At 63.7% G+C, this 24,552-nt stretch carries 27 protein-coding genes and 1 tRNA gene; 8 read left to right on the top strand and 20 right to left on the bottom strand.

Annotation, left to right across the window (positions count from 1 at the left end):
• Positions 1–142: 142 nt before the first annotated feature.
• Positions 143–790, bottom strand: a complete 648-nt coding sequence (locus AN189_RS05405; RefSeq protein WP_056032275.1) for a GntR family transcriptional regulator — start codon at positions 788–790, stop codon at positions 143–145.
• A complete protein-coding gene (locus AN189_RS05400) occupies positions 787–1,476 on the bottom strand; it encodes a M48 family metallopeptidase (protein ID WP_056033182.1) in 690 nt (229 codons plus the stop codon). Before AN189_RS05400 ends, AN189_RS05405 begins: the two co-directional genes overlap by 4 nt.
• Positions 1,477–1,585: 109 nt before the next feature.
• On the opposite strand from AN189_RS05400, the gene AN189_RS05395 reads away from it, so the two are divergent.
• Positions 1,586–1,912 carry a TIGR02300 family protein gene (locus tag AN189_RS05395; RefSeq protein WP_056032273.1) on the top strand — a complete coding sequence of 109 codons (327 nt, stop codon included), beginning with the start codon at positions 1,586–1,588 and terminating at the stop codon, positions 1,910–1,912.
• Positions 1,913–1,980: 68 nt separating this feature from the next.
• Positions 1,981–2,056: transfer RNA gene (locus AN189_RS05390), tRNA-Ala, on the top strand.
• A gap of 5 nt (positions 2,057–2,061) precedes the next feature.
• On the opposite strand, the gene AN189_RS05385 is transcribed toward AN189_RS05390, so the two are convergent.
• Positions 2,062–2,967 carry an MBL fold metallo-hydrolase gene (locus tag AN189_RS05385; RefSeq protein ID WP_056033179.1) on the bottom strand — a complete coding sequence of 302 codons (906 nt, stop codon included), beginning with the start codon at positions 2,965–2,967 and terminating at the stop codon, positions 2,062–2,064.
• A 111-nt stretch (positions 2,968–3,078) separates the two neighbouring features.
• Here AN189_RS05385 and iolC point away from each other — a divergent pair, with 111 nt between their 5' ends.
• Positions 3,079–4,050 carry a 5-dehydro-2-deoxygluconokinase gene (iolC, locus tag AN189_RS05380; RefSeq protein WP_056032271.1) on the top strand — a complete coding sequence of 324 codons (972 nt, stop codon included), beginning with the start codon at positions 3,079–3,081 and terminating at the stop codon, positions 4,048–4,050.
• A 91-nt stretch (positions 4,051–4,141) separates the two neighbouring features.
• Complete coding sequence (locus AN189_RS05375; protein ID WP_056032268.1) at positions 4,142–5,374, top strand: lytic murein transglycosylase; 1,233 nt, start codon at positions 4,142–4,144, stop codon at positions 5,372–5,374.
• A 36-nt stretch (positions 5,375–5,410) separates the two neighbouring features.
• On the opposite strand, the gene AN189_RS05370 is transcribed toward AN189_RS05375, so the two are convergent.
• The 7 genes from AN189_RS05370 to AN189_RS05340 are packed head-to-tail and all read right to left on the bottom strand — an operon-like array spanning position 5,411 to position 11,759.
• Complete coding sequence (locus tag AN189_RS05370) at positions 5,411–6,283, bottom strand: CoA ester lyase (RefSeq protein ID WP_056032265.1); 873 nt, start codon at positions 6,281–6,283, stop codon at positions 5,411–5,413.
• The gene (locus AN189_RS05365) at positions 6,280–6,732 is read right to left on the bottom strand and encodes a MaoC family dehydratase (RefSeq protein ID WP_056032262.1); all 453 of its coding nucleotides are present in this window, start codon (positions 6,730–6,732) and stop codon (positions 6,280–6,282) included. Before AN189_RS05365 ends, AN189_RS05370 begins: the two co-directional genes overlap by 4 nt.
• Positions 6,729–7,598, bottom strand: coding sequence for a 3-hydroxyisobutyrate dehydrogenase (gene mmsB / locus AN189_RS05360; protein WP_056032260.1), 870 nt, complete (start codon positions 7,596–7,598; stop codon positions 6,729–6,731). Before mmsB ends, AN189_RS05365 begins: the two co-directional genes overlap by 4 nt.
• Before the next feature lie 14 nt (positions 7,599–7,612).
• Complete coding sequence (locus tag AN189_RS05355) at positions 7,613–8,644, bottom strand: enoyl-CoA hydratase/isomerase family protein (protein WP_056032257.1); 1,032 nt, start codon at positions 8,642–8,644, stop codon at positions 7,613–7,615.
• On the bottom strand, positions 8,641–9,774 hold the full coding sequence (locus AN189_RS05350) for an acyl-CoA dehydrogenase family protein (RefSeq protein ID WP_056032255.1): 1,134 nt from the start codon (positions 9,772–9,774) through the stop codon (positions 8,641–8,643). Before AN189_RS05350 ends, AN189_RS05355 begins: the two co-directional genes overlap by 4 nt.
• Before the next feature lie 60 nt (positions 9,775–9,834).
• Positions 9,835–11,001 (bottom strand): acyl-CoA dehydrogenase family protein, encoded by a 1,167-nt coding sequence (locus AN189_RS05345; protein WP_056032250.1) that lies wholly within the window; start codon positions 10,999–11,001, stop codon positions 9,835–9,837.
• Positions 10,998–11,759, bottom strand: coding sequence for an SDR family NAD(P)-dependent oxidoreductase (locus AN189_RS05340; RefSeq protein WP_056032247.1), 762 nt, complete (start codon positions 11,757–11,759; stop codon positions 10,998–11,000). Before AN189_RS05340 ends, AN189_RS05345 begins: the two co-directional genes overlap by 4 nt.
• A 162-nt stretch (positions 11,760–11,921) precedes the next feature.
• Here AN189_RS05340 and AN189_RS05335 point away from each other — a divergent pair, with 162 nt between their 5' ends.
• Entirely contained in the window at positions 11,922–13,325 is a 1,404-nt protein-coding gene (locus AN189_RS05335) for an L-serine ammonia-lyase (RefSeq protein WP_056032244.1), read from the top strand.
• Between the two features lie 58 nt (positions 13,326–13,383).
• Positions 13,384–14,571, top strand: coding sequence for an acetyl-CoA C-acyltransferase (locus AN189_RS05330; protein WP_056032243.1), 1,188 nt, complete (start codon positions 13,384–13,386; stop codon positions 14,569–14,571).
• Here AN189_RS05330 and AN189_RS05325 read toward each other — a convergent pair.
• From AN189_RS05325 to AN189_RS05310, 4 genes are read right to left on the bottom strand one after another with little or no spacing between them, the layout of a single operon-like run.
• A complete protein-coding gene (locus AN189_RS05325) occupies positions 14,568–15,944 on the bottom strand; it encodes an FAD-binding oxidoreductase (protein WP_056032241.1) in 1,377 nt (458 codons plus the stop codon). The two genes, AN189_RS05330 and AN189_RS05325, sit on opposite strands and share 4 nt — an antisense overlap.
• The gene (locus AN189_RS05320; protein ID WP_056032238.1) at positions 15,941–16,699 is read right to left on the bottom strand and encodes a LamB/YcsF family protein; all 759 of its coding nucleotides are present in this window, start codon (positions 16,697–16,699) and stop codon (positions 15,941–15,943) included. Before AN189_RS05320 ends, AN189_RS05325 begins: the two co-directional genes overlap by 4 nt.
• Entirely contained in the window at positions 16,696–17,718 is a 1,023-nt protein-coding gene (locus AN189_RS05315) for a biotin-dependent carboxyltransferase family protein (RefSeq protein WP_056032236.1), read from the bottom strand. Before AN189_RS05315 ends, AN189_RS05320 begins: the two co-directional genes overlap by 4 nt.
• Entirely contained in the window at positions 17,715–18,449 is a 735-nt protein-coding gene (locus tag AN189_RS05310) for an allophanate hydrolase subunit 1 (RefSeq protein WP_253279557.1), read from the bottom strand. The genes AN189_RS05315 and AN189_RS05310 overlap by 4 nt, the downstream gene beginning before the upstream one ends.
• Positions 18,450–18,650: 201 nt before the next feature.
• Here AN189_RS05310 and AN189_RS05305 point away from each other — a divergent pair, with 201 nt between their 5' ends.
• Complete coding sequence (locus AN189_RS05305; RefSeq protein WP_157057389.1) at positions 18,651–19,628, top strand: hypothetical protein; 978 nt, start codon at positions 18,651–18,653, stop codon at positions 19,626–19,628.
• Positions 19,628–20,407, top strand: a complete 780-nt coding sequence (locus tag AN189_RS05300) for a hypothetical protein (protein ID WP_056032229.1) — start codon at positions 19,628–19,630, stop codon at positions 20,405–20,407. Before AN189_RS05305 ends, AN189_RS05300 begins: the two co-directional genes overlap by 1 nt.
• 93 nt (positions 20,408–20,500) lie before the next feature.
• Here AN189_RS05300 and AN189_RS05295 read toward each other — a convergent pair whose 3' ends face one another.
• The 6 genes from AN189_RS05295 to AN189_RS05270 all read right to left on the bottom strand — a co-directional run bounded on the left by AN189_RS05295 (position 20,501) and on the right by AN189_RS05270 (position 24,349).
• Positions 20,501–20,797 (bottom strand): 50S ribosomal protein L23, encoded by a 297-nt coding sequence (locus tag AN189_RS05295; protein ID WP_056032227.1) that lies wholly within the window; start codon positions 20,795–20,797, stop codon positions 20,501–20,503.
• A complete protein-coding gene (rplD, locus tag AN189_RS05290; protein WP_056032224.1) occupies positions 20,794–21,414 on the bottom strand; it encodes a 50S ribosomal protein L4 in 621 nt (206 codons plus the stop codon). Before rplD ends, AN189_RS05295 begins: the two co-directional genes overlap by 4 nt.
• The gene (gene rplC, locus AN189_RS05285) at positions 21,404–22,270 is read right to left on the bottom strand and encodes a 50S ribosomal protein L3 (RefSeq protein ID WP_056032220.1); all 867 of its coding nucleotides are present in this window, start codon (positions 22,268–22,270) and stop codon (positions 21,404–21,406) included. The genes rplD and rplC overlap by 11 nt, the downstream gene beginning before the upstream one ends.
• Positions 22,271–22,285: 15 nt before the next feature.
• The gene (gene rpsJ / locus AN189_RS05280) at positions 22,286–22,597 is read right to left on the bottom strand and encodes a 30S ribosomal protein S10 (protein ID WP_056032218.1); all 312 of its coding nucleotides are present in this window, start codon (positions 22,595–22,597) and stop codon (positions 22,286–22,288) included.
• Between the two features lie 199 nt (positions 22,598–22,796).
• Entirely contained in the window at positions 22,797–23,588 is a 792-nt protein-coding gene (locus tag AN189_RS05275; RefSeq protein ID WP_367379430.1) for a nickel/cobalt transporter, read from the bottom strand.
• Positions 23,589–23,701: 113 nt separating this feature from the next.
• Positions 23,702–24,349, bottom strand: coding sequence for a DUF1007 family protein (locus tag AN189_RS05270; protein ID WP_056033176.1), 648 nt, complete (start codon positions 24,347–24,349; stop codon positions 23,702–23,704).
• Between the last annotated feature and the right edge of the window lie 203 nt (positions 24,350–24,552).

Here is a 24,552-nt window from a genome sequence, read left to right as displayed (position 1 = left end):
TACGGTCATCGGCATCCCTGCCTGTACCGCCCCTCCCGTCTGCACGAACACAGTTAAATTTGCGTCAACGCACACAATCGCTGTTTTCCAAATATCCTCGGGGGGAGGCGCGTCCCGCGCCGGGGGGCAGACAGCCCCCCTCCTACGCCTTGAGCAGGCGCAGACCCTTGGTCACATCGGACCGGACCGCCAGCCGCAGGCCCGGCTCGTCACCCGCGCGCAGGGCCGCGATGATGTGCCGATGATCGACCGGCGGTGACGTACGGTTCAGCCGGCCATACAGCGCCCGCATCGTGGGGCCCAATTGCAACCAGACCGTTTCCGTCATCGCAAGGATCGCGGGGGCCTGTGCGCGCAGGTACAGCGTCCGATGAAATTCCAAGTTCATGCGGATATAGCCCGATGCATCATGCCGCGCGACCATCTGGCTGACGCCTTGATTGATCACCTCCAGCCTGTCGATCAACGCAAAATGCGCCCGTGGCAGCGCACGCGACGCCAGCTCTGGCTCCAGCAGGGCCCGTAGGGTGGCCAGCTCCTCGATTCGCTCGTTTGTCAGTGCAGGGGTCGTCACGCGCCCCGTCGCCGACATCGAAAGGGCACCCTCGGACACCAGACGCCTGACAGCCTCGCGGGCGGGGGTCATGGATACATCATGATCCCTTGCGATACCGCGTAGGGTCAGCGTTGTGCCGGGGTCGATATGCCCGTGCAGAATCTGCGCCCGCAACGCGCGAAACACCCGGTCGTGGGCAGCCCCCGACCCAGCGGCTGGGCGCACCGGGATCATTCCGTGTCAAACCGGACTGCGTGCAGCCGGTCTCCGTGATCGCGGAGCCAGCGGCGGTGCACGGCAAAATTGGGGTCCAGCCGTGCCACGATGGCCCAGAACGCGTCGGAATGGTTCATCTGTTCCAGATGCGCCACCTCATGCGCGGCAACGTAATCCAGCACCGCGGGGGGGGCCATGATCAGCCGCCAGGAATACATCAGGCCGCCCGTGCTGGTGCAGGACCCCCAGCGGGACCGCGTATCGCGCAAGGTCAGCTTGGTATAGCTGCGACCGATCAGGCCTGCGTAATGGTCGGACGCAGCCGCCAGCCGGTCGCGGGCACGCGCCTTGAGATAGGCGCGAATCGCAGGTGCACCGGCCCCGGGCGGTAGCAGCAACAGGTCGTCCCTGACCGTCACGCTCCGCACATCAGCAACCTGCACTGTGATGTCACGCCCCAGATAGGGCAACGCCTTACCCGGTCCGGCGGTCACAGCGGGGCGAATGTCGTCCAGATGCCCGCGCAACCAGTCTTCACGCTCGGTCAGGAAATCAATGGCCTGACGTTCCGGTGCACGCGGCGGCATGGTCAGCGTCACCTTGCCATCCAGCCGCGACACGCGCAGCGACAGACGACGCGCCCGCGCGGACCGCCGCAGGTCGACCTCAATCGGGGGGTTGCCAATACGCAGGGCGCGGCCCATATGCATCCTTTGATTACAGCTGTATGCGTCGGCTCTCGACACCGTCCCGCCCTTATGGCAGTGGACCGGGAACCGCCGCAAGGCCAGCCATGCAACCGAAGGAATACCCATGCCGAAGGAAGAGTGGGGCACCAAGCGCCTGTGCCCCGAAACAGGCAAGCGATTCTACGATCTCAACAAGGATCCGATCATCAGCCCCTACACGGGCAATGTGGTGACGATCGATACATCAAAGACTCGCACGATGGTCGCCGATGCCGCCGACGCACAATCCGCCAAGATCAAGGAAAGCGACGACGACGATGATCTGGTTCTCGATGATGACGAGGACGATGATGACGTGGATCTGGGCGATGATGTGCTCGAGGACGATGATGACGACGATACCGTCAGCCTCGACGACATCGCCGACGTGTCCAAGCCGGACGACGAATAAAATACCTGACCCGTGGCGTGATTTTAGCTCTTGATCTCGCCACGGGGGCTGCATAGACAGCCGCCAATGGGGCCTTAGCTCAGCTGGGAGAGCGCTTGCATGGCATGCAAGAGGTCAGGGGTTCGATCCCCCTAGGCTCCACCATTTCCCTATACTTGCAATGATTTGATCGGATGTTTCAGATCGATCCGCATGCCGTCCTTGCCGATGATCAGCGGCCCGGCCCATGTCTTGCGGGTCAGTGCGATCCAGTCGTCATCGCTGAAACCGGCCAGACCGTCTGGCACGAAATGCGTCAGCGCCAGACAGCCCACCCCCGCATCCCGCGCAATACGTCCGACATCATCCGCTGCCGTGTGACTGCGCAACAAATGGTGTCGCAACCGATTATCCCCGTTGCCCGTTGCCGCGACCAAGGCATCGACACCAGAGGGAAGAAGCGCCTCGTGGACCAGCAGATCGACGCCCCTCGCAAATTCTGCGAGGGCAGGCAGATAGGCCGTGTCGCCGGACAGGCATAGTCTGCCACCCCCGCCATCAAATCGCAGCGCGAAACTGTCGACCAGCGGCGGATGGTCGTTGCGCATTGCGCGCATGCAGACATCGCCCAAGTCGACATCATGCGCCGCGTCCAGCACGCGGATCTGGACCAGACCTGCGAGGTCGACGCGACCCTCGTCCATGATGCGCAGCGCGATATCATCCTGCATCGCGTCCAGAAATGCCTGCCAATAGCGTTCGAGGCCCGCTGGCCCGTAGACCGTCACCGTTGTTTTCAAACCTGCCGTCCAGGCGGTGTGCAACAGCGGGCCCAGTTCGATGTAATGATCCGAATGCAGATGCGTGATGACGATGGTTTGCAGCGTCGGCAGATGAACACCTTGATCGCAAAGCGCGCGTGTCACGCCCAAACCGGCATCCACCACGATCCGCTGACCGCCCAGCACCACCAGTTGCGCGGTCGGCATCTGTGACCCCGGCCGGATCGCCGGACCACCCTTTACACCCAACAGGACGATATGATCGTCCCCGGCTGTGCTGGCATCAGTGGTCATGCCCATGGCCTGTGTCGCATCTGCGCGCCCCCCTTGTGTGCAAATGCCAACCTTGGCCAGGATGCATAAAATCGACAAGATCAAAGCCACATGATCGAGAGGAGCCTCAACGTGAATATTCTGGACGGTATCCATGCAAAACGGTTTGTGGTGGTTGGTCGGGTCGGCATGGATCTCTTTACCGCCCCCGGCGTCACCACCGAGGATGCAACAGAATTTCAGGCTGACATGGGCGGGTCATCCGCAAATATTGCAGCAGGGCTGGTCAAGCTCGGTGCAAAGGCGGCACTGGTGACCTGCGTATCGGACGATGCGGTTGGCAGCTTCTGCCTCCGGAAACTGCGCGACTACGGGATTGACTCATCCTACGTGAAAAAGGTGTCAGGAGAGCCGCGCAACTCTCTGGCGATCTACGAATCGCGCACCGAAAACCATCGCAACGTCATCTACCGCAACAACGCGGCCGACTTTCAGATGACAGTTGCAGATGTCGAGGCCGTCGATTGGTCCGCCTATTCCGCGCTTGTCACCGCAGGAACGGTTTTCGCCGCTGAACCATCCCGCAGCGCTGCATTCCGCGCCTTCGCATTGGCGCAGACCGCAGGCCTGCCCATCATCTTTGACGTGGACTATCGCCCCTACAGCTGGTCGTCAGCCCAAGACGCATCAGACGTGTTGTCGCGCGCTGGGGCCATGTCTGACGTGATCGTCGGCAATGACGACGAATTCGGATTCATGGCCGGGGACAAGGCCCGGGGTCTGGCCATGGCCCGCAGCCTCGTTGCCGGGCGCGCGCAGATCGCCATCTACAAAATGGGTGAAAACGGTGCCGTCACCATCACACCCGCAGGAGAGGACAGGACCGGCATCTACCGGGTCGATGCGCTGAAACCCACCGGCGCGGGTGACAGTTTCATGGCCGGGCTGCTTGCCTCGCTCGCCGATGGGTACGACCTGCGCTGCGCTGTCCTGCGCGGATCGGCCTGTGCTGCGATCGTGGTTGCGAAACCCGGTTGCGCGCCTGCGATGCCGGATGCTGCTGCACTTTCCGCGTTCCTGTCGGATCACCCCGGCCCCGGCTAGATCCCGCACACCCCGCAAGACGGCGGGTTCAGCGCTGGTCCCATGGGCCAGGCCCAGCTAGGCTGGTAAACAACCACACAGGGAAAATCCCATGTTTCGTTTCTGCGCATTGCTACTGATCCTCTTGGCCGGGCCAGCCCTTGCCCAGTCACGCGCACAGATCGAAACACAGTTTCGCAGCTGGCAGGAAGCGACGCTCTGGCCGCAGGTCAGCCGGGCGGGGGTCAGCCGGGCGGTTTTCGATGCGGCGCTGAACGGCGTGACGCTGGACTGGGATCTGCCCGATCTGGTCGCCCCCGGTTCCGCCCCCGCGCCGCGCGGTGTGCCGCGTCAGGCTGAATTTCGCGCGCCAGCCCGCTATTTTGCGCCCGACACGGTGAACGGGACGGCCAGCACCGGGCGCCAGATGGCGCAGCGCCATGCCGCGACACTGGCAGCGACGACACGTGCAACGGGCGTGCCCGCGCATATCATCCTCGCCATCTGGGGCCGCGAGAGCGCCTATGGTCGCGCCGCGATCCCGCATGATGCCGTTCGCGTTCTGGGAACCAAGGCGTTCATGAGCACCCGCGCCGATTATTTCACCGCGGAACTTGTCGCCGCCATGCAGATCATGCAGGCGGGCCACGTGTCACCGCGCGCCATGAAATCCAGCTGGGCGGGCGCATTGGGCCAGCCGCAATTCATGCCATCGAATTTTCTGCGCTATGCGGCGGATGGCAATGGTGACGGACGGGCCGACATCTGGGGATCAGAGGCGGATACCATCGCCAGCATCGGCACCTATCTCGCGCAGCATGGCTGGGTGGCGGGCCGCGACTGGGGATTCGAGGTGACGGTGCCCGGCAATCTGTCCTGCGCACTGGAAGGCCCGGATCAGGGCCGCCGCATCGCGGACTGGGAGGCAGCCGGCGTCTCGCGCGTCGGCAATCGCGCCTTTCCGGCGCATGAACGCGGACAAGTCGGATACCTGCTGATGCCCGCCGGACGCGGTGGTCCGGCGTTCATTGTCACACCGAATTTCTACGTGCTGAAGGACTACAACGAAAGCGACCTCTATGCGCTGTTCGTAGGCCACGTCGGGGACAAGATCGCCTATGGCGTTGGTCCGTTCACCGCCGGCTGGAACAGCATCGACACGCTGACACGCGGCCAGGTCGCCGCCATGCAGAGCAGCCTGATGCGGATGGGGCTGGATACCGGCGGCGCTGACGGACTGGCCGGGTTCCGCACACGTCGCAGCATCGGGCAGTGGCAACAGGCGACCGGTCAGTCACCGACCTGTTTTCCGAACCGCGCCATTCTACGCGCCCTGGGCGGATGATCACGGGGGCCTTGCCCCCGTACCCCCAGGATATTTTCAACCAGAAGAAGGCAGGCCCGCCAGAAGCCGTTTTGCCTGTTTCAGGTGCGGCATGTCATACATCTTGCCGTCGATGCCGATGGTTCCGACGTCAGGCTGATCGGCAAAGGCCTGCACGACGCGGCGTGCCAGTGCGATCTGTGCGTCGGTCGGCGTGAAATCAGCGTGGATCGCATCGACCTGTGCAGGATGTATCGCCAACCGTCCGACAAATCCGTCGCGGCGGGCGGCGCGACCCGTCTGTCGAAAACCATCGGCGTCGCGAAAATCAGCGTGCAATGTCTCGATGGCTGCGACACCTGCATTGGCCGCGCCCAAAAGGCACAGATCGCGCACCATCCGGTAGGGCGTGGTCAGGGTGCCATGCGCGTCACGGTTGCTGGTCGCGCCAAGCTCTGCTGCCAGATCCTCTGCCCCCCAGGTCATGGCAACGAGGCGCGGGTGTGCCGGGGCATAGCTGCCCAGCGCAAAGACGGCCGCAGGCGTTTCGGTCGCGATCACCATGATCCTGACACTGTTAGGCGGCATGCCTGCCGCCTGTTCCAGTGGTGTGATCATTTCGGCCAGCCGTGCGACATCGGTGCCGCCACTGGCTTTGGGTAAAACCACACCGTCGAGCCCGGGACGCACGACAGCGCGCAGGTCGTCCTGCGTCAGCCCACTGTCCAGCGGGTTGACGCGCACAAAGAACGCCCAATCGCGAGGGTTCGGGGTGATCCATGAGGACAACCCCGCGCGCGCCGCAGCCTTGTGGCCGGCGGCAACCGAATCCTCGAGGTCAAGGATCAGCACATCGGCACCGATGCCCTGTGCCTTGGCGAACTTGCGTTCGGAATCCGCGGGCACGAACAGCCAGGACCGCATCCTCATGCGGGGGCCTTGCGCATCAGCGCGTTGCGGGTCGCCTCGCAGACCAGTTGGTCGCGCTGGTTCAGGCCGCGATGCACAAAGGTAACGATCCCTTGGGTCGGGCGCGACTTGCTTTCGCGCATGGCCAGCACCTCGGTTTCGACCCGGATCGTGTCGCCGTAGAACACTGGCGATGGAAAGGTCGTGCGTTCGAACCCCAGATTGCCGACCGTGGTGCCCAATGTCGTTTCATGCACCGAAATGCCCACCACAAGCCCCAGGGTGAACAGTGAATTCACCAGCGGCTGGCCAAATTCTGTTTCAGCGGCAGCGGCATAATCCAGATGCAGCGCGGCGGGATTCATCGTGGCCGTGGTAAAGGTGATATTGTCAGCCTCTGTCACCGTGCGGCGGATGGCATGGGTGATGACCTGCCCCACGCGGAATTGGTCATACCACAGACCGCTCATGCGCGGCCTCGTGCGGCAAAGCGCGGGAGCATCGCGGAGAAGTCGCGGCCGGTACCGTCCTCATCCTCGACAAAGCGGCGATAGAGATCGGTCGCGGCCTGCCCCAGTGGCGTATCGGCATCGGCCCCTTCTGCGGCCTGCTGCGACAGGCGCAAGTCCTTGAGCATCAGGTCTGCGGCGAACCCGGGTCTGTAGCCATTATCGGCGGGCGAAGTCGGACCGACGCCGGGTGCCGGACAATAGGCGTTCATCGACCACGACGACCCGGAGGACGTGCTGACCACATCGAACATCGCCTGCCGGTCCAGCCCCAGTTTGTCCGCAAGGGCAAAGGCCTCGCAGGTGGCGATCATCGTGACGCCAAGGATCATGTTGTTGCAGATCTTGGCCGCCTGCCCGTTGCCTGACGGCCCGCAATGCACGGCCTTTTGGCCCATGATGTCGAACAGCGGTTTGGCACGGGCAAAGGCATCGGCGTCACCGCCGACCATGAAGGTCAGCGTGCCGCCCTGCGCGCCGCCAATGCCGCCAGAGACCGGCGCGTCCAGCGCCCCCAGACCCGCGGCCTGCGCATCGGCCGCGACAGCGCGGGCGCTGTCCACATCGACGGTCGAACAATCCAAGAGCACCGCACCTGCTGGCAGGGCCGGAATAACCTCGGCCGCGACCTGGCGCAGGATCGCGCCATTGGGCAGCATGGTGATCGCCACATCCGCGCCGGCACAGGCCGCAGCGGCACTGTCTGCCATCCGCAGGCCGTCAGGACGCGCGGCCAGATCGAAGCCCGTCACGTCATGGCCTGCCGCCATCAGGTTGGCCGCCATCGGACCGCCCATATTGCCCAAACCGATAAAAGCGATTTTCATAGTCGTTCCTTTGTTCATAGCACCAGCGCGTCGTCGCCCAACGGGGCAAGCATCGCGTCGATCTGTGCTTTGGTGACCTCTGCTGCCGTGCTGTGCGTCCATACCGGATTGCGGTCGCGGTCGATGATCGCCGCACGTATCCCTTCGAGAAAGTCGCCCTGCTGCTGCGCGCGAAAGGTATAGCGAAACTCTTGGCGCAAGGCTTCTGTCAGTCCGGTTCCGGCGCGCGCCGCGCGGATCAAACGCAAGGCACAGGCCATGGCCAGCGGCGCATTGCGCGACAGCGCCCTGGTCGCGGTTTCGGCAACAGCGCCCTCGGCCGCGCCGCAGGCCACGACGATACTGCCAAGCGCGTCATGGGCAAAAAGCGCGTCGATCTCGACCGCGTCCTTGGCCATTTGCGATGGTGGTGCGGTGTCCGTGACCTGATGAACCGCCGCCACATCACCGGTCCGTTCCAGCGTGTGGATCAGTTCAGCCCAGCGGTCGCGCGGCACGTAATGATCGGCAAAGCCCGCGTGGATCGCATCGCCCGGCCCCATGCGCGCTGCCGTCAGGCCAAGGTATTCACCCAGATGCCCCGGTGCGCGGCCCAGCAAATGCGAGCCGCCCACGTCGGGCACCAACCCGATGCTGCATTCGGGCATGGCGATCTGGCTGTTTTCGCAGACGATCCGGTGGCTGGCGTGGCAGCCGACACCGACGCCGCCGCCCATCGTGAACCCCTGCAAAAGCGTCACGATCGGTTTCCCATAGCCCGCGATCTGCGCGTTCATCCGGTATTCCTGCCGCCAGAAATCCTGACCAAATCCGAACTGCCCAGCCGTGCCTTGCGCATAGAGGTCGGCAATATCGCCGCCTGCACAGAAGGCTTTGTCGCCGGAGGCGTCGATTACGACCAGCCTGACCGCCGAGTCGCTGGCCCAGCGGTTCAGCGCAGCCTCAATTGCCTCGCTCATCGCGGCGGTCAGGGCGTTCAGCGCATCGGGTCGGTTCAGCGTGATCCGTCCGGCTGTGCCGATACGGCGAATGTCGATCTCACTCATGTCTGGGCCAAGAGTTGCCGCGCCACGATCAGACGCATGATTTCGTTCGTGCCCTCGAGGATCTGATGCACGCGCAAATCACGCACGATCTTTTCGATCCCGTAATCAGCGAGGTAGCCATAACCGCCATGCAATTGCAGGCATTGGTCTGCGACGCGTGATGCGGCCTCGGTCACGTGTTTTTTCGCCATGGCACAGAACATGGTGGCATCGGGCGCGCCGGTATCCAGTTTCCACGCAGCCTGCCGCAGAAACGTCCGCGCGGCCTGCAATTCGATCTCCATCTCGGCCAGCCGGAACTGAAGCGCCTGAAAATCCGTCAGCGCCTGACCGAAAGCCTTGCGTTCGCGCATATAGGCGATCGTGGCATCCATCGCGGCTTGTGCGCCGCCAAGTGCGCTGGCGGCGATATTCAGGCGGCCACCGTCCAGCCCTTTCATCGCATAGGCGAAACCGCGCCCCTCCTCGCCCAGCAGGGTAGCGGGGCAATCGTCCAGCTGCACCTGCCGGGTCGGCTGTGACCGCCAGCCCATCTTGTCCTCCAGACCGCCGAACGACAAACCCTGCGCGCCGTCGTCGACCAGATAGGCGCTGATACCACGCGGGCCGGCGTCACCACTGCGGGCCATCACGATATACAGGTCCGAATAACCACCGCCCGAAATGAACGCCTTGGTCCCCGTCAGCGCCCAGCCGTTGCCGGTCTGGACAGCCCTGGATTTCATCGCAGCGGCATCCGATCCGGACCCCGGTTCGGTCAGGCAATAACTGGCAAAGCGTTTCATCGCGATCAGGTCAGGCAACAGCGCCGCCCGTGTCGCATCGTCCGCAAAGCTGTCGATCATCGCAGCACACATGTTGTGGATCGACAGGAAACTGGCGACCGACGGGCAGGCCATCGACAGCGCCTCGAACACCAGTGTCGCGTCCAGCCGCGACAGGCCCGCACCGCCCGATTCCTCGCGCACATAAAGTCCGCCAAACCCAAGTTCGCCGACCTCTGGCCAGAGGTCCTTGGGGATGGTGCCAGCGGCCTCCCAGTCGCGGGCATGCGGTGCGATGCGATCCTGTCCAAAAGCATGGGCCATATCGTAAATGGCCGATTGTTCATCGGTCAGTGCAAAATCCATGGTCGTCCTCCCTGAAGTTGGACGATACCGAAACGCAGGCTGTGGGCAAGGCTTGCGGCGTCAGACGCCCTGCGACTTTTCCCAATGCCGCTTGATCCCCTTGGCCAGCGACCAACGGTGCACCTCTGACGGGCCGTCGTAGATGCGGAACGCCCGGATTTCGCGGAACACCTGTTCCACGATGGTCGCATCACTGACCCCCGTGCCGCCCATGACCTGCACACAGCGGTCGGCCACACGCATCAGCGCCTCGCTGACGGCGACCTTGGTCATCGAACTTTCGCGGCCGGCCCGTTCGCCGCGATCCAGCGCATCGGCGGTCCAGTCGATCATCAGGCGCGCCTGTTGCAGGTCGATCAGGTTGTCGGCCAGCATGAACCCCACGCCCTCGTGGTCGATCAGATGTTTGCCAAAGGCCCGCCTGCGGTTGGCGTAATCCGTCGCAATCTCGTTGCAACGGATGCAGGCCCCCAGCCAGCGCATGCAATGGGTCAGCCGCGCGGGGGCCAGACGCACCTGTGCGTATTTGAACCCCTCGCCCGGCTCGCCCAGCATCTGATCGGCGGGGATGCGCAGGTTTTCGATGTCGACGGTGCAGTGCCCGCCCGGCAGGCTGTTGTCGATCGTCTTGGGCTGGTGGACGATGCGGATCGCGGGGTTCGGCAAATCCACGAGGAACATGCAGGCCCCCTGTTCGGCCTTGGCCATGACGATCCCGATTTGTGCCTGTGCGGCACCCGTGATCCAGCATTTGCGCCCGTTCACGACCCAATGATTGCCATCGGGCTTGCAGGTCGTCTGCATCATCGACGGGTCTGATCCGGACCCGCCGTCCTCCCACGGCTCTGACATGAAAAATGCGGACCGCGCCGTGCCTGCCACCAGTGGGTCGAGAAAACGGCGTTTCAGGTCCTCTGACCCGACCTTGCCCAGCAGATAGATATTGCCCTCGTCCGGGGCGGCTGTGTTGCAGGCCAGAGGCCCCAGCGGTGACAGCCCCGATGCGATCAACACCTGCGCCGTTTCGCGGTGCGTCAGGTGGCTGTCATCCGCGCGGATATGCGGCGTCATGACGTCTGCCTTGCGGGCCAGAACACGCAGGTCAGCGATCACCTCCTCGGTCGGGCAATTGTGGTCGTCGCGGCGTGGGTCCTTTTCAAAGGGTGCAACGATGTCGCGAACGAATGCCTCGACGCGGGCGGCGATTTCTGTGGCGGATTCGGTCATTTCGGAGCCATGCGGATCGCGCCGTCCAGACGGATCACCTCGCCGTTGAGCATGGGGTTTTCAGCAATCGCCTGCACCAGACGCGCGTATTCATCAGGATCACCCAGACGGTTCGGGAACGGGACCTGCGCGCCCAGACTGTCCTGCGCCTCTTGCGGCAGGCTTTCCATCAGGGGGGTCAGGAACAGACCCGGTGCGATGGTCATGACCCGGATGCCGAACCGCGCCATTTCGCGCGCGGCAGGCAGGGTCAGCGCCGCGACACCGCCCTTGGACGCGGCATAGGCAGGCTGGCCGATCTGACCGTCGAATGCAGCGACGGATGCCGTATTGATGATGGCACCCCGTTCCTCGCCTATTGGGTCCAGCTTTTGCAGATGAGCCGCGAATTTTGACATCACGTTGAAGGTGCCGATCAGGTTGATGGTCACGATCCGGGTGAATTCCGCCAGCGGCAGGGGCGTGCCATCGCGGTTCACGATCTTGGCCGGTGGGCCGATGCCCGCGCAATTCACGCACAGGCGCGGCGGTGTCGGCCCGGCAAAGGCCGCATCCATCGCCTGCGTCACGGCGGCATCGTCTGTCACGTCAGCCCGGGCAAAGGTTCCGCCAATCTCAGCCGCGAGCGTCTGACCGAGGTCGGCGTTCATGTCGATGATCGTGACCTTTGCACCGGCTGTCGCCAGCCGCCGCGCGGTCGCAGCCCCCAGCCCCGAGGCCCCGCCAGCAACGACAACACCCATTCCCTGAATATCCATCACACCCTCCCACGATTGAATTGCCGCCACCCTAGCAGCGCCCGCCGCCTGCGCCACCCATAACGCGCCGTGACGCATCCGGCGGGCCGAGCGGCGATCTTGGCCTATCGTGGCAGAGCAGAGCACGCGATAAGGGGGTAATTCTCCGCGAAAGGGCTGCCTATGTTCCTGTCCATCACCGACGTGTTCAAAATCGGGGTCGGCCCGTCGTCGTCCCACACGATGGGGCCGATGACCGCAGCGGCGCTGTTTCTGGCGGACCTGCGTGGTGGTGTGGAACGCATCCCCGGCGCGGGCGATCTGGGCGCTGTGACCGTCACCCTGCACGGCAGTCTGGCGTTTACCGGCAAGGGCCACGCGACCGACCGCGCGGTGCGTCTGGGTCTGCTGGGCATGGAACCTGCGACATTCGACGCGGACAAGGCCGCGGCACTGGATGCAGAGCTGTTTGCGACAAAAACGATTCTGGCCGGCGGCCTGCCGCCGCTCCGGTTCGACCCCGACAAGGACGTGATTTTCGACTATGGCCCTGCGCTGGAGCTGCACGCCAATGCGCTGGTGTTTCGCGCGTTCGATACCGGCGGACGCCCCTATTACACCCAGACCTATTATTCCGTCGGCGGCGGTTTCGTGATGACAGAGGCCGAACTGCGGGCCGAACGCGATGGCGGCACGACAGCCCGCACGCCGGAACACACCTACCCCTACCCCTTTGCCACCGCGCGCGAGATGTTGGCGATGGGCGAGGCTTCGGGCAAGAGCATCGCCCAGATGAAACGCGCCAACGAGGCGCTGATCCACGGGCGCGCCGTCGACGCAAAAATCGACGCGATCTGGGCCGCGATGGACGATTGCATCGACCGTGGGCTGGCCACCGACGGCATTCTGCCCGGCGGGTTGAACGTGCGCCGCAGGGCCCGCGCGATCCATGACAAACTGCTGGCAGAACGTGGCACGAACCTGGCCCAGCCGCATGTCGCCAACGACTGGATGAGCGTCTACGCCATGGCCGTGAACGAGGAAAACGCCGCCGGTGGGCGTGTCGTCACCTCGCCTACGAACGGGGCGGCGGGCGTGGTGCCTGCCGTCGGGCGCTACTACCGCGATCACTGCGTCGGGGCCACATTGCAGGGCCTGCGCGATCTGCTGCTGACGGCGGCCGCCATCGGCGGGTTGATCAAACACAACGCCAGCATTTCGGGCGCAGAGGTCGGCTGTCAGGGCGAGGTGGGGTCAGCCGCCGCCATGGCTGCCGCCGGGTTATGCGCGGCCCTTGGCGGGACCAACGCGCAGATCGAGAATGCGGCAGAGATTGCGCTGGAACACCACCTTGGGATGACCTGCGACCCGGCAGCAGGGTTGGTGCAGGTGCCTTGTATCGAACGCAACGCGCTGGGCGCGATCAAGGCCGTCAGTGCGGCCAGCCTCGCCCTGCGCGGCGACGGGGCGCATTTCATGCCACTGGACAATTGCGTGCAGGTGATGCTGGAAACCGGGCGTGAAATGGACGCCAAGTACAAGGAAACCTCGACCGGCGGCATCGCGGTCAACCTGCCCGAATGCTGACGGTTGCAACGCACGGCGCAGCGCGGCACGATCGCACCGTCTGCAAGGGGGGAACAGCATGACCGAGACCTATATCTTTGGGGCCGCGCGCACGCCGATGGGCGCATTCATGGGCGAATTGGCCGGGGTTGAGGCCACGCAACTGGGCGCTGCCGCGATCACCGCAGCACTGTCGCAGTCGGGCATTGCGGCCGATCAGATCGACGAGGTGTTCATGGGCAATGTCCTGCCCGCCGGTCTGGGACAGGCCCCCGCGCGCCAGGCCGCCATCCATGCAGGCATCGCGCAGCGCACACCCTGCACCACCGTGTCAAAGGTCTGTGGTTCAGGCATGCGCGCCGCGATGTTCGCGCAGGACGCCATCGCCTTGGGCCATGCGGAACTGGTTGTCGCGGGCGGCATGGAAAGCATGTCGAACGCCCCCTACCTGCTACCCAAGGCGCGGGGCGGCTACCGGATCGGTCACGGACAGATGCTGGATCACATGATGCTGGACGGGCTGGAGGACGCCTATGACATTGCCCCGGACGGCACCCGCCGGGCGATGGGCACATTTGGCGAGGATTGCGCCGCGCATTACCATTTTTCCCGCCAGCAGCAGGATGATTTCGCCATCGCCAGCGTCACGCGCGCACAGCAGGCGGCGGCATCAGGCGCATTCGACTGGGAGGTGTCCCGCGTGACGGTCAAGACCCGCAAGGGCGATCAGGTCATCGACAGTGACGAAGGTCCGCGCCGGATCGACCCTGCGAAAATTCCCGGCCTGCGCACCGCGTTCAAAAAGGACGGCACCATCACGGCAGCGTCGTCATCCTCCATCAACGATGGTGCGGCAGCACTGATCATCGGCGGTGCGACCGCGGCCGAGGCGCATCAGCCCATCGCGCGGATCGTGGGTCAGGCGGCCTTTGCAGCGGCACCGGGCTGGTTCACCACCGCCCCCATTCACGCGATGGACCGGTTGTTCGAGCGCATCGGCTGGACCTACGCGGACGTCGACCTGTTCGAAATCAACGAGGCATTTGCCGTGGTGCCCATGGCCGCCATGAAAGACCGCGACATTTCCCATGACCGCGTCAACGTCCACGGCGGGGCTTGCGCGCTGGGGCATCCCATCGGCGCATCGGGCGCACGGATCATCGTGACCCTGCTTGGGGCCTTGCGCGCGCGGCGCCTGACACGCGGTGTCGCATCCATCTGCATTGGCGGCGGCGAAGGCACCGCCATCGCGGTCGAGCTGATCTAAAGCGGAAAGCCAAAGCGGTGGACAAGGTTGAGCCATACCTTGCGCCAACCGCCCTTGGTATCGACCTCGTTCAGCGCGTGCATCGTCAGCGCGGCCCCCAGCCAGCGGAACGGTTCGCGCGGGATGCGGCCGGGCAGCGTGCTGGCCAGCGCAAGGTCCAGATCGGGCGATCCGGTCTGGTCCAGCGCCTCTAGCCCCAGCCGCGCGCCGAAACGCGACCCGGTGACGCCAAACCCCGAATAGCCGCCCGCATAGATCCCCTTGCCGCCGTAGTAGGGTTGCAAATGCACCGCCATGCGGGTGGTCAGGTCAATCGGGCCGGACCACGCGTGCGAGAACTTGACGTCGCCCAGCTGCGGAAAGGTCTGCGCGAAATAGCCCGCCAGGCGTTCGTAGACCTGCGGTTGGCGGTCGCCCACCGGGTCGGTCGCGTCGTTGAAATAATAGCCGATCCGCCCGCCATAGACGATCCGGTTGTCACGGGTCAGCCGCATGTAGTTCAGCTGTTTGCGGGTGTCGTAGATGCCTTGCCGGTTGGACCAGCCGATGCGGTCCATCTGTTCGGGCGTCAGCGGTTCGGTTGCCAGAACCCGGTCGCGCATGGCCACGACATAGCGTTTGATGTGCTTGTGCCCCGCGCCCCAGGCATTGGTTGCAAACAGTACCCGCCGCGCGTCGATGCGCCCGTCGTGTGTGGTGATGCGCAGCTGCGCCCCCAGATCCGTGACCGACAGCATCGGCGTATGTTCATGCACCCGCACCCCCAGCGTCAGCGCAATCGCCTTGAGTCCCCAGGCCAGCTTTGCAGGCTGCACCGTTCCGGTCCGCTGCCGCGACCAGATCGCACCCTCGAACAGGGGTGACGCAACCTGAGCCTGTGTTGCGGCACGGTCCAGCATCACCGCGTCGTGGCCATGCTGCTGGTGCAGCGCGTATTCCTCTTTCAGGTCCGGCAGATGCGCAGGATCGACGGCAACCGTCATTTCACCGCCCCAAGTGAGGTCGGCGTCGATGCCGTAAGCTTCGATGGTGGCGCGCCAGGCGTCCAGATTTTCAATCCCCAGCCGTTCCAGCACGTCCATGTCACCCGGAAAAACCCGTTTGGCATTGCCCAGTCCGTGAATGACGGATGTGGATACGATCCCACCGGGTCGCCCTGATGCCCCGTGCGCGACCTTGCCTGCCTCGATCACCACTACATCGCGCCGGGGGTCACGCTGTTTGGCGATAATCGCAGCCCACAGGCCGGTGAACCCGCCCCCGACGATCAGCAGATCGGTGTCCGCCGGTCCGATCAGGTTCGGACAGCTGTCCGGGGCCGGTCCGTCATCCAGCCAGAACGGATAGAACGTGACGTCTGACAGCGCGGTCATGGGGCCGCGATCCCATAGCCTGCGGCATCCAGCGACACCGCCAGCTGCCGTGCAATCGCCAGCGCCGCCTCACCATCACCATGCACGCAGATCGTGTCGATGGGCACGCGCAACAGCCTGCCCCCTGTCGTGGTGATACCGCCGTCGCGCAACATCGCCACGATCCGGTCAGCAGCCACCTGCGGGTCATGGATCATGGCCCCGGGCTGGCTGCGGTCGGTCAGCGTGCCGTCGTCGTTATAGCTGCGATCGGCAAAGACTTCGGACGCCGTGGCGGCCCCCAGATCGCGGGCGGCCTGTTCCAGCGCCGTTTGCGGCATGACCACGAGGGTCAGATCAGGCTGCACGGCAAGTGCTGCGCGATAGCAGGTTGTCGCCATCTCTAGGTCCTCAGACGCCATGTTGGACAGCGCGCCATGTAGTTTGACATGCGCAAGACGCGCGCCGCGCGCCTGTGCAAGCGCCATCGCCGCCCCCAGCTGATATTGGATCATATGGGTCAATTCCGGTCCCGACAGCGGGATGCGGCGACGCCCAAACCCTTGCAGGTCGGCAAAGCCGGGGTGGGCACCGATGGCGACACCCGCCGCCAAGGCAAGATCCATCGTCCGCCCCATGGTGACCGGATCGCCCGCGTGAAATCCGCAGGCAATGTTGGCAGAACTGACGATGTCCAGCAGGGCCGCGTCATTGCCCATCGGCCAGGGACCGAACCCTTCGCCCATGTCGGCGTTCAGATCGACGGTACGGGTCATGGGGTTGGCTCCTCTGGGTCACCGGCGGTCACGCCGTCGATCAGTTGATAGGACAGCAGGTCGGGAATGTCAGCGGGGTCACGCACCAGCGGCCTGACCTGTGCCGCGACCTCGCGCAGGTGTTGCGCGACACTGCGATAGGCCGCATCGGCCTGTGCGGTGGTGACCCATTCAAACCGCAGGGGCGCACCACTGGCCGCCTGTGCGACTCGCGGGAGGTCGTCTGCGATCACCGTGCCGATGCGGGGGTAGCCGCCGACGGTCTGGCATTCTGCCAGCATGACAAACGGCGTCCCGTCTCCGGTGATCTGCACATCACCCGCCCGGATAAAATCCGACACCGGCCCCCGCGATCCTGCTGGCCCAAGGCGGTGTCCGTCGTAGTCAAGCGGGGATCCCGTGCGACTGCTGCGGGCACCGCGCCCAAAGGTGATCTGCGTCAGACGCTGGCGCGTGGCCGGATCAAACATCTGTGTTTGCGGACCGGGCATGATCCGCAGCAATCCGCCCGACAGGCGATCCTCGGGCGTGATGATCTGTGGCGGGCGGTCACGCTGCGGGTCCTGCCCGATCACCAGCGTATCACCTGCCGCAAGCGGTGCGCCCAGACCGACCGAAAGATGCGCCGACAGGCTGTCCAGCAGGCGGGCACCCGTGACACCACCCGCCGGCACGAGATAGCCGTAGGCCCCGGCCAGCACACCGCCGATCCGCAGATCCTGTCCCGGATGCAGCACGTGCGATGCATTCCAGCGCAGCGGCTGGCCGTCGATCTGCGCATCCATCCGCGCCCCTGTCAGCGCAAAGCGCATCGGCGCATCGGTGCGAAATGTGCCGCCCAATCCGGCCATCTCGATGCCGGCAACAACGTCGCTCAGCCCCAGCAGCGCGGCCCCCTCGATCATGGCAGCGCGGTCCATTGCGCCACCCGGCGACAACCCGACACCGATGCGCCCCGGCCGGCCCATGTCCTGCACCGTCATCAACGGTCCAGACTGATCAATGTGCAGGGCCGTCATGTCAGCATCCGGCATGTGGCACCGCCCAACCCGTCAGGCTGGTTCCGGCGCAATTGGTCGATGGTTCCGGCGTCGGTCGCCGCAAACTGCACAAAATCGCCCGCGCGTAGCGCAAAAGGATCAGGGCGGTCAGGCTGGAACGGCACAAAGGCGCAGCGGCCGATCCAGCGCCAGCCGGTCGGGCTGGGATTGGCAAACAGCACAAGCTGACGCAGGGCCGTCACCAGCGCACCCGCTGGCACCTGTGGCGTGAGGTCGGTCTGCCGCGGCATGTCCCATGCACCCGGCAGATGCCCCAGATAGGGCTGCCCCGGCGCAAAGCCGATGGCCAGCACCGAGAGCCGCACATCGGTCAGTGCAGCGATTGCTGCCGTTTCTGTCAGACCTGCGTGACGCGCCGCATCGGCCAATTGCGGCCCGTCGAAAACGGCCGGTATCGTCCATAGCCGCCCCGGCCCATCATCCGCGTCACCGGATGGCTGCGACAGCACCTCATGCAGACGGTCTGCCAGTTGCGCCCGCGAAATCCGGTCCGGCGCGAAACGCACCAGCACAGAGGCCAGCGCGGTCGCGATTTCGACCACGCCGTCGATCCTGGCGTGCTCGATTGCCCTGGCAGCGGTCAGGGCGGATTGCGTGGCGACAGCGAACCCATCGCCGAACCGCACCAGAATACCGTCCTGCCCCATCGGGTGCAGGTCCATCTGCGGGGCTGTCGTCGCCTCTGACACCTGGGGATCCTCTCTCGGGCACATCGCCGGGCAATGGTCACTGCCGTCATCGTTCTGCACTGACAGCATTGCCGTTTCCAGCCGAACACACAAGAAATCGCCATGAGGGTAGTCGACATGATCCCAAGTCCGGGGCAAGGTTCATGATGCGCGCTGGGGTTGCACCACGCCGTTCAAGGAGGTGAGCAAAGCAAGATGAAGATGCTGACGAACAGACGGCGCATTCTGGGTTGGGCGGGTGCCGCACTGGTTGCGCTGGCCGGGACCACCCCAGTTGTGGCGCAAACCGTCGACCTCGATTCGCTTGAATACGATCTGGTCCAGCTTGAGCCCAACTTTGTCTTTCTGTTTCCGATGGATGGTCTTGTGGTCGTGGGGGCCGATGGCCCCGCTGCCAATCCACAGGGATTGCTGACGGAACCCGCCCATGCGCTGACGCTGGAATGGCAAGGGCGGCGGGTCTACATCGACCGTGTCGATATTACCTTTGACCTGTTCCACATCGACTGGCTTCTGGTGCAGAGCAAATTTGACCGCGTCGATATGTTCGAAAACCAGATGTTCGCCAATCAGCAGGGCCTCGAGGTTGGCCGTCAGGTCATTTCGGACCCGGTGGCACCGGGTCAACGCCTGACCCGCTATTTTGTCATCGTCGGGAACAATGGCTATCTGATCAGTCCCGCAGACAGCAGCGCAAACGCATTTTCCGATCTGATCGCGGGCAGCATGACCTACCTGGGCAACGATGCGCCTTGGGGGCAATTGACACCGACACAACCGGCCACGTTCGGCGATTTCAGCGTGATGGTTGATCGTGCCTTGACCGTTGGCAATGGCCCCGACGGCGACCTGATCGTGCGCAACGCCGGATCGCCGGATGACAGCAGCGTCGTGCTGCGCGTCACCGACACCACCAGACAGGACGACCCGCGACAGGACTTTGTGGATCGACTGATCGCAGAGGGATACACCCCGCAGGACACGACCCGCGAATTCAACCGCCTGTCCATGATCATGACCCGCCCCGATGAAAGCCGATACATCGCTTATATGACGGTTGGCGAAAACGGGACGACCGTGTCACTGGTCACCCCGTCCTACATCGACAACGCGCCGCTTTGGCTGGCGGCGCACAAGCTTTATATTGATGCAACCACCGCACTCGAGGACATGCCCTGATGCAGAATTTGAAAACAGTCACACTTTGCGCCGCGATCATTGGGGCGGGGCCTGCCGTGGGTCAGATTGTCGATACCTCTGAAAACGGTGAATGGCGCACAATCGAGAGCGAGACCGTTCTGGAAATCCCCGACTGGCCCGAGGTGCGCGACCGCGTTGTGGCGCTGTGGGGGCCGGACGATCTGGTCGAGATTCCATTGTCGCCTGACAATATTCTGGGCGTGCCTGATCTGCCTGAAACCTACACATCCAGCGTGGACGGGGTCGAGGTCGTCCACCTCGAGGGGGCACCCGATGATCCACAGGCGCTTGTGTTTCTCGCTCAGCTCTTTCCCGATATCGGCGCAGAGGATCTGACCGATTTTCAGGATGGCGTGCGCATGGAAACGATCAACCTTTATGCAGATCGCTACGAGGTGACCGTTCTTTTTCTTGACCGCGTTGATGATGTGACAGAACCCGCAGCCCCCGCGACGGCCCCCGGCACGCTGGGCGATGCGCTGGAATCCGCGATGCGCGACACCGGCGCGCTGGATGATGATCTGCCCGGTTTCAGCATGTCCAACCCGTTCATCTTTGTCGAATTGCCGATCACACAGGTCACGCCGCTGGTGCAGGACGTCATTGCCGGGCGCGGTATAGACGTGACGGCAACCGAAATCCCCGGCAGCGGCACACAGTTCATGGGCGTCAGCGCAGGTGGTGCGACGCTCGTGAACGTCAGCGCGGTCGAGGACGGCGTCACCATGATCACGCTGGTGTCTCAGCCCGAAGGCTGAGGCACAGACTGACCCTAAAGGTCAGCGAAAGCCTTGAAATGCAAAAAGCCCCCGCATCGCTGCGGGGGCTTTCGTTTTGGAGCGAGGGTCTGATTACAGACCGGTGCTCACGTCGATGGTGTTACCCTCTTCGAGGGTGACATAGGCCTTCTTGACGTCCTTGCGGGTGCCCAGCGAACCGCGGAAGCGCTTCACTTTGCCCTTGGTGATCGTCGTGTTGACGGCCTTCACCTTTACACCGAACAGGGCCTCGACGGCCTGTTTGATCTGCGGCTTGTTGGCGTCGATGGCGACCTCGAAAACAACACCGTTGTTTTCCGATGCCAGCGTGGCCTTTTCCGTGATGATCGGCTTGCGGATCACGTCGTAGTGTTCTGCCTTGGCGCTCATTTCAAACGGGCCTCCAGTGCTTCGATACCGGCCTTGGTGATGACCAGCGTATCGCTTTTCAGGATGTCATAGACGTTGGCACCCTGGCTGGGCAGCACGTCGATGTTTGCGAGGTTCTGTGCCGCACGGCTGAAGTCGGCGTTGACCTCGGCACCGTCGATGATCAGCGCACGCTTCCAGCCACGCTCGGAGACGTGCTTGGACAGCGTGGACGTCTTGGCGTTCTCGATTGCCAGTGCGTCGATGATGACCAGCTCACCGGCCGCCTGCTTGGCGGACAGCGCGTGGCGCAGGCCCAGCTTGCGGAACTTCTTGGTCAGCTCGTGACCGTGGCTGCGGGGCACCGGGCCCTTGTAGACACCACCGTGACGGAAGATCGGCGCGCCCTTGGACCCGTGACGTGCGCCACCGGTGCCTTTTTGGCGATAGATCTTCTTGGTCGAGTAGGACACTTCGGACCGACCCAGGGTGGAGTGCGTACCAGCCTGCGCCTTGTTACGCTGCCAGCGCACGACACGGTGCAGGATGTCCTTGCGGGGCTCCAGACCAAAGATGGCGTCGTCCAGGTCCACGGACCCTGCGGATGCGCCGTCAAGTTTGATTGCATCAGCTTTCATTGTTGTCACCACCTTCAGCAGCGTTGGTTTCGTCCGTCGTCGGCGCATCTGCAGCAAGTTCGGCCTCGGCAGCTTCCAGAGCTTCCTGTTCGGCTTTTGCTGCTGCTTCTGCTGCTGCGGCTTCAGCGGCTGCGGCTTCTGCCGCTGCTTCTTCGGCCAGACGCTTGGCTTCGTCGTCCAGCGACTTCAGACCAGCGGGATAGATGACGTTCTCGGGTGTCGGCTTTTTCACCGCATCCTTGATCGTGACCCAACCGCCCTTGGAACCGGGAACGGCACCCTTGACCATGATCAGGCCACGGTCGGCGTCGGTGCGGATGACCTGCAGGTTCTGCGTCGTCACGCGGGCAGACCCCATGTGACCGGCCATTTTCTTGCCCTTGAAGATCTTGCCCGGGTCCTGACACTGACCGACCGAACCGTGCGAGCGGTGCGACACGGACACACCGTGCGAGGCGCGCAGACCGCCAAAGTTGTGACGCTTCATCGCGCCGGCAAAACCTTTACCGATGGATGTGCCACAGACGTCGACGTACTGGCCTTCGAAATAATGGTTCGCGGTCAGCTCTTCGCCGACGTTGATCATGTTTTCTTCGGCAACGCGGAATTCGGCGACCTTGCGCTTGGGCTCGACGTTTGCAGCGGCAAAGTGGCCACGCATCGCCTGGCTGACGCGCTTGACCTTGGCTGTGCCTGCGCCCAGCTGGACGGCAGTGTAGCCATGCTTGTCGGCAGTGCGCTGAGACACGACCTGAAGCTTGTCAAGTTGCAGAACGGTCACCGGAATCTGGCGGCCGTCTTCCATGAACAGACGGGTCATGCCCATCTTTTTTGCGATAAGTCCTGTGCGGAGCATACTGATCACTCCCCCTTACACGCTGATCTGCACGTCCACGCCAGCGGCGAGGTCGAGCTTCATCAGGGCGTCAACGGTCTGCGGCGTCGGATCGACGATGTCCAGCAGGCGCTTGTGCGTGCGGATCTCGAACTGGTCACGCGACTTCTTGTCGATGTGCGGACCGCGCAGAACGGTGAATTTTTCGATCTTGTTCGGCAGCGGGATCGGGCCACGCACGGATGCGCCGGTGCGCTTTGCGGTGGAAACGATCTCTGCGGTGGAGGCGTCGAGGACGCGGTAGTCAAACGCCTTCAGGCGAATGCGGATGTTCTGGCTGGCTGCCATGTGACATCACCCCTATTTGCAGGGCTCTAACGGAGAGGAAGATGCAGGCTCATCCGGCACCCTCGTCGCGTCTTATGATCCAACGGAAAAGGGCGCGCACAGCGCACCCCGTTTGGATTTGGTCGCTATAGGGTGTCACTTGGGGGGAGTCTACCCCGTTTTCCGGCAAACACCGCATTTTCGGCGGATAATCGACCGCCTACAGACTGCCCAGCAAAAGTTGCATCGCAAGCAGTGCAATGACGCCGCCGACCAGGATCTCGACGGCGACCAGGATCCGGGCGGTGGCTGTGCCCGATGCGACCTGGGACAACGCGCTTTCGCGCAGGCCCACGGCCGTCAGCGCAACCAGTCCTGTCAGGCTGGCGGTGCCGATCCCCATGATGAAAACGCCGACGATACCGGCCCAGACCAGCCCAAGCGCATAGGTCAGGATTAGCAAAAACAGCGCACCCGTACAGGGACGGATCGCAATGGCACCAACGATCACGACGGCATCCCGGACGGAACGAACCGCTGCGGCCTGCGCGGGCGTGGGTGCATGCGCATGGCCGCAACTTGCACAGACGCCGTGATGATCGTGCGCGTGGGCATGGTGATCGCCCTGCGCAGCGACAGGCTTGCGCAAGGCCAGCGCCTTGCGGCCCCCGCGCAGGAACAGCCACAGCCCGACACCCGCGATCATTGCATAACTGATAGGTGCCATGACCCCATCCGCGACGCCGCCGACCTGTTCGCGCCCCCATCCGAACACCCAGATCGCAAGGTAGACCAAAACGACTGCCGACAGGGCCTGCGCAAGTGACGACACAACAGCGAGGCCCATCAACCGCCCCACTGGAACGCGCGCACCCAGACCATAGCCACCGATCACCAGCTTGCCATGTCCGGGACCTGCGGCATGCACGAAACCATAGGTGAAACACAGCGTCCACAAACCGGCGAGCGCACCGGGCTGCCCGCCCCGCAGGGCGCGCAGACTGGCGGCCATCGCATTCTGGACTTCCCGTTGTGTCGCACTGGCCCACCGCCCTATCGCGTCCGCCAGCGGCCCCCACACGACCCAACCGACAACCAAGAGGCCGATTGCAAGGGCAATCCAGACTATGCGTCGCATGTGATCGTGATGGTTGCGGCGAATTCCACGCCGACAGCGGGGAATTCCTCGTCGGGACCGACATCGCTGGCGGGCCGACCGTAAAGCAGTTCTTCGACCAATGCGTAGGCGTTGTGCAGATCGGGCGGTGTGACCGCGCTGGAACACTGGTCTGTGCCGGTAATGTTGACGGGTTCCACCAGATCATAGGCGACGTAGTAGAAAGGATCATAGACCCGCACTGTCAGGGGATCATCCGTCAGATCGGGATCAAGGGGGCGGGAATGCACCTCTCTTACAAGGCCGTTTTCAAAGACCATGCGGTGATCCTGCTTGGGCAGAAGCGTTATAACCTCGTCATTCTGCATGACCTCGAGGTCGCCGTTGAAATCTGCGGGCCATTCCGTCACGGCCTGCGCCAGGATCGCTTCTTCTTCTGGGGTCAGGACCAGATCGCCGTCCAGATCGATTCCCAGATCGGACGTCAGCAAGAGCGAGAAATAATCATCATACAGCCAGCTGAGTTCGACAGCCGTCGGCACTCCATCGGCATAGACGACAGTGACAGAGGCCGTGACGAAAACATGCGGATGCGCCACGGCGGAAACCGTGGGGAAACAACAGGCAAAAGCAGTGACAAACAGTCCCGGACGCATGTGCATCGCATAAGGTATCGCAGGGGCGCTGACAATCTGACGGCAATGACGTGGCGGTGATATGCCGATCCCGAAAACAGGCCCACAGCCAAGCAAAAGGCCGCCTCCTTTCGGGGGCGGCCTTTCGGATGTGTGTCGCTGCGGGCGGTGCCCGCGGTGCGGCTTATTCGACGATCTTGGACACCACGCCAGCGCCGACGGTG

The sequence above is a fragment of the Loktanella sp. 3ANDIMAR09 genome (assembly GCF_001420005.1).
Classification (GTDB): Bacteria; Pseudomonadota; Alphaproteobacteria; order Rhodobacterales; family Rhodobacteraceae; genus Loktanella.
Note: the sequence above shows the minus strand (reverse complement) of the source record. Positions and strands in the feature narration are given on the sequence as shown.